The 3,505-nt window shown below is 41.7% G+C and carries 4 protein-coding genes; all 4 read left to right on the forward strand.

Features of this window, described 5'->3' with window-relative positions; translation table 11 throughout:
* Positions 1–148: 148 nt before the first annotated feature.
* The 4 genes from K8R76_00505 (at position 149) to K8R76_00520 (ending at position 3,163) form a co-directional block, all read left to right on the forward strand.
* Positions 149–1,597, forward strand: a complete 1,449-nt coding sequence (locus tag K8R76_00505) for a hypothetical protein (GenBank protein ID MCD4846652.1) — start codon at positions 149–151, stop codon at positions 1,595–1,597.
* A 205-nt stretch (positions 1,598–1,802) separates the two neighbouring features.
* Complete coding sequence (locus tag K8R76_00510) at positions 1,803–2,075, forward strand: AbrB/MazE/SpoVT family DNA-binding domain-containing protein (protein MCD4846653.1); 273 nt, start codon at positions 1,803–1,805, stop codon at positions 2,073–2,075.
* Complete coding sequence (locus tag K8R76_00515; GenBank protein MCD4846654.1) at positions 2,063–2,374, forward strand: putative toxin-antitoxin system toxin component, PIN family; 312 nt, start codon at positions 2,063–2,065, stop codon at positions 2,372–2,374. Before K8R76_00510 ends, K8R76_00515 begins: the two co-directional genes overlap by 13 nt.
* 357 nt (positions 2,375–2,731) lie before the next feature.
* Positions 2,732–3,163, forward strand: coding sequence for a DUF6326 family protein (locus K8R76_00520; protein ID MCD4846655.1), 432 nt, complete (start codon positions 2,732–2,734; stop codon positions 3,161–3,163).
* Positions 3,164–3,505 lie beyond the last annotated feature (342 nt).

Genomic DNA, 3,505 nt, shown 5'->3' on the forward strand with positions numbered 1-3,505 from the left:
TGTAGAAATGGAATACTTTTGGATAGCTCGTTATACTCTGAAAAGCATCGCAGAACAAACAAATGCATCGGACGCGTAACCGCGCCGTTGATTTGAGACATTAGGCAACAGAGCAACGAGTTTCACCAATTTAATTTAAGGGAATGTCATGAATAAATCAAGACTAGGTGAGCATTATTCATACTTGTATATCATGATAGGGTTTATCTTTCTATTCTTTGCTAACGGTAGATGGATATTGCCTATAGCAGCTTATCTTGCCCCGACATTTCTAATCCGCTTTCTTAGATATCAAAAACCATTCAAAGGCTTTCTTATCATGGTCTTTGCAGGATTGATCTCTAATATCTTCATTTGGAAAGGCATGATGCCTATATCGGGGACTTTCTATTATGTCCTTATGTTAATGATGAGTATCTTCACTTCCCTTACATATTTAATCGACAGAATATACTTCAAGCGATTACAGGGAATTGTGTCAACTATAGTATTTCCCTCTGTCTACGTACTTATGGAATTTATTACAATTTCCACTAATCCTTCGGGTTCATATGGAATGCTGGGGCACACACAGTCATCACTCCCCCTCCTGCAATTGCTTTCAGTAACCGGTATCTACGGAATTACATTCATTATCATGTGGACTGCTTCTGTAATCAATTGGCTGTGGGATCATTCCTTTAAAAAGCGCTATCTATGCAAAGTTCTGTGGGTGTATATAGTACCAGTTCTTGTAATTACTTTATATGGGCAGATACGCTTGGCAAGACAGACTAATGAAAATACTGTGAGAATCGCATCTATCAGTATCCCAGAAGAAGAGTTAATTCGAATTTACGAAGAGCATCCCGATTCGATCAATGGACAACTCGAAAAATCCTTTCTGAACAATTGTCATATTGCAGCAGCATCTGGTGCAAAAATCGTCTTTGGAACAGAAGGTATCGTGAATGTGTGTTCCGACAGGGAAAATGATCTACTCAAACTGGCACAAACGTTGGCAATCAGAGACAGTATCTACCTAGGGTTTCCGATGCTAGTTTTCTTTAACGATGCTTCTCAATCGTTACCAATGAATAAAATTACCTGGATATCACCCAAGGGAGAGATTCTGTTTGAGTTCTGTAAGGCAAAACCCACTCCGGGCGAAGGGTCTTACGGAGACGGCAGGATCAGGTATTTTGATTCTCCTTATGGGCGTATTGGCTCTGCAATCTGTTTTGACATGGATTTTCCTTCTTTTATTCATCAGGTTAATTCAATGCATATCGATATAATGACTGTCCCCGGAAACGACTGGAGAGAAATTTCTCCCTACCATACATATGTTGCGTCTTTTAGGGCAATCGAACAGGGCTTTCATCTAGTGCGCGCAGCCTCTTGGGGATTGTCAGCCTCTTTTAATAATAGAGGACAGCTTCTTTCGTCGCTTGATTATTACACATCTGACCAAGCCATTCTCTATTCTGATGTGCCAACGAAAGGTCAATCAACCTTGTATTCTTATATCGGCGATCTCTTTGCATGGCTTTGTGGCTTTTTCATGATCGGGATAAGTGTATACGTAATGATAAATAGAGAGCGTATGGAGAAGTAATTATTGAAACAGTGATACTGACACCAAAATTGAAACTTGTGCCTAACCACCGAATGAACCTGCCACAGCTTCTTGGGCGTGGGCTTAGGTGATACTTGTGCAGGTTATTCAGGATGTTCGCTCTAGGAAAGATTGACATGCCAGGCCTGAACTTGCATAATCTTACCAGTAAGACGTTAGGCCTATGCATGATTGGAATGAAGAAATGAATACAGTAGCTACAACAAAAATGTCATCCAAAGGACAAATTGTTATCCCAGAGGAAATCAGAAAAGCTCTCCATCTGAAGGCTGGGACAAGATTTGTTGTATTGGGTGAGGGAGATGTAGTTGTTCTTAAAACAATAACTCCACCCTCTTCCGATGAGTTCAAAGAAATAATACTGCGCGCCAGACAGGCTGCATATGAATCGGAAATGAAACCCGAGGATATTCTCGAGGCCATTAAAGAAACACGATCAGAGAAATGCAAGTCATAGTTGATACCAATGTCTTGATTTCTGCTGTGTTCTTCGGAGGCAAACCCGGGCGAATCCTTGAAGCGTGGCAACAGAAGAAAATCGAATTTGTGATATCGACAGAAATACTCGCTGAGTATGTTGATGTTCTTCATCGACTTTCAGCAAAGTATCCTATGGTTGATGTTTCCCAGATAATCACATTGATTGCAAGCTTCAGTCTCATCGTAGAAGCTCGGGATCTTGGTGAACAAGTCTGTGAGGATCCCGATGATGACAAATTTATAGAGCTGCAGCAATTGCGAATTCATCAAACGTAATAATAACAGGAGACGCACATCTGCTGGATGTTTCGGGATATTCTGGTATTGAAATGATAGAACCAGCAACATTTATTGAGAAATACTTGAGTGAACAAACAAATGCAGCAGAACAGCGGCCTGGGAAATGACTCCAGCTTCTTGTCTGCTGATTTGAAGCGTTAGGTTTTGCAGACTTCATTCAAGTGAAATATATTGAGAATGACCAAATCACAGAAATATAGGAATAAGATAGAATGAATCCAAGCAAAAAGCTCGCAGGACTCGCTTGGTTGCGCCCATGCCGCGAGTGTGATACAAACTGAGGTAGCCGATTTACAGTTGCATTGTTTGTTTTCAATCATGAGGGAGAAAAGAATGAATTCACACAAAAAGAACACAAGAATAATGTTAGATGTGAGGATAATCCTTTCAGCATTATGGGCAGCTCGAATGTTGAGTGGTTTACAGGGGGATTCGACCCGCTTTCATGATCCGGTGGCACTAAAGGAATTGTTAGCGGGAACCTCAAGCGTACCAGTAACCAATGAATTATTGTTGGTAATGTCAATAATTTTTGCGGTTCCGATTCTTATGAGTTTCCTGTCTCTGACGTTGAAAGATAAAGCGAATCGCTGGGCAAACCGCAGCATAGGCATATTCTTTGCTGCGTTTGATCTCATTTTTCTGGGCTTAGCTCTTTTCCTATGGCCATTCTCCGCTTATGAGACATTTTGGTCAATTGTATACCTTGTGTTTACTGCATTGGTCGTTTGGTATGCATGGAAGTGGCCTAAACAAGAAGCATGAGTCTATTCCATCTTTTTTAAACCACTCAGAAGAAAAGTAGCCATTGGAACAGATCGCCGAGGCTCACAAGAATGTTGAAAAAGGACACAAAAAGGGAAATGTAGCCATAACAGTGGGACATAGCAGCAAAACCTAATCGGGTAGCTGAGGGTTTTTCTCCCTCAGCCCCCTCAACACCCTGCATGCGGCTCCGCACAGGGCGTTTCACCAGGGTTACCGGGCCGTAGCCGGGTAGTGAATCCTCACCCACAAATCCTTTACCGAGATCAGTCCCTGTTCATAAAGCCTGGAGCGCTTAACTTAAAACGGACAGTCACTGTATAGACTCACGCGCTCTTATCT

Source organism: Candidatus Aegiribacteria sp. (genome assembly GCA_021108435.1).
Taxonomy (GTDB): Bacteria; Fermentibacterota; Fermentibacteria; order Fermentibacterales; family JCC-6; genus Aegiribacteria.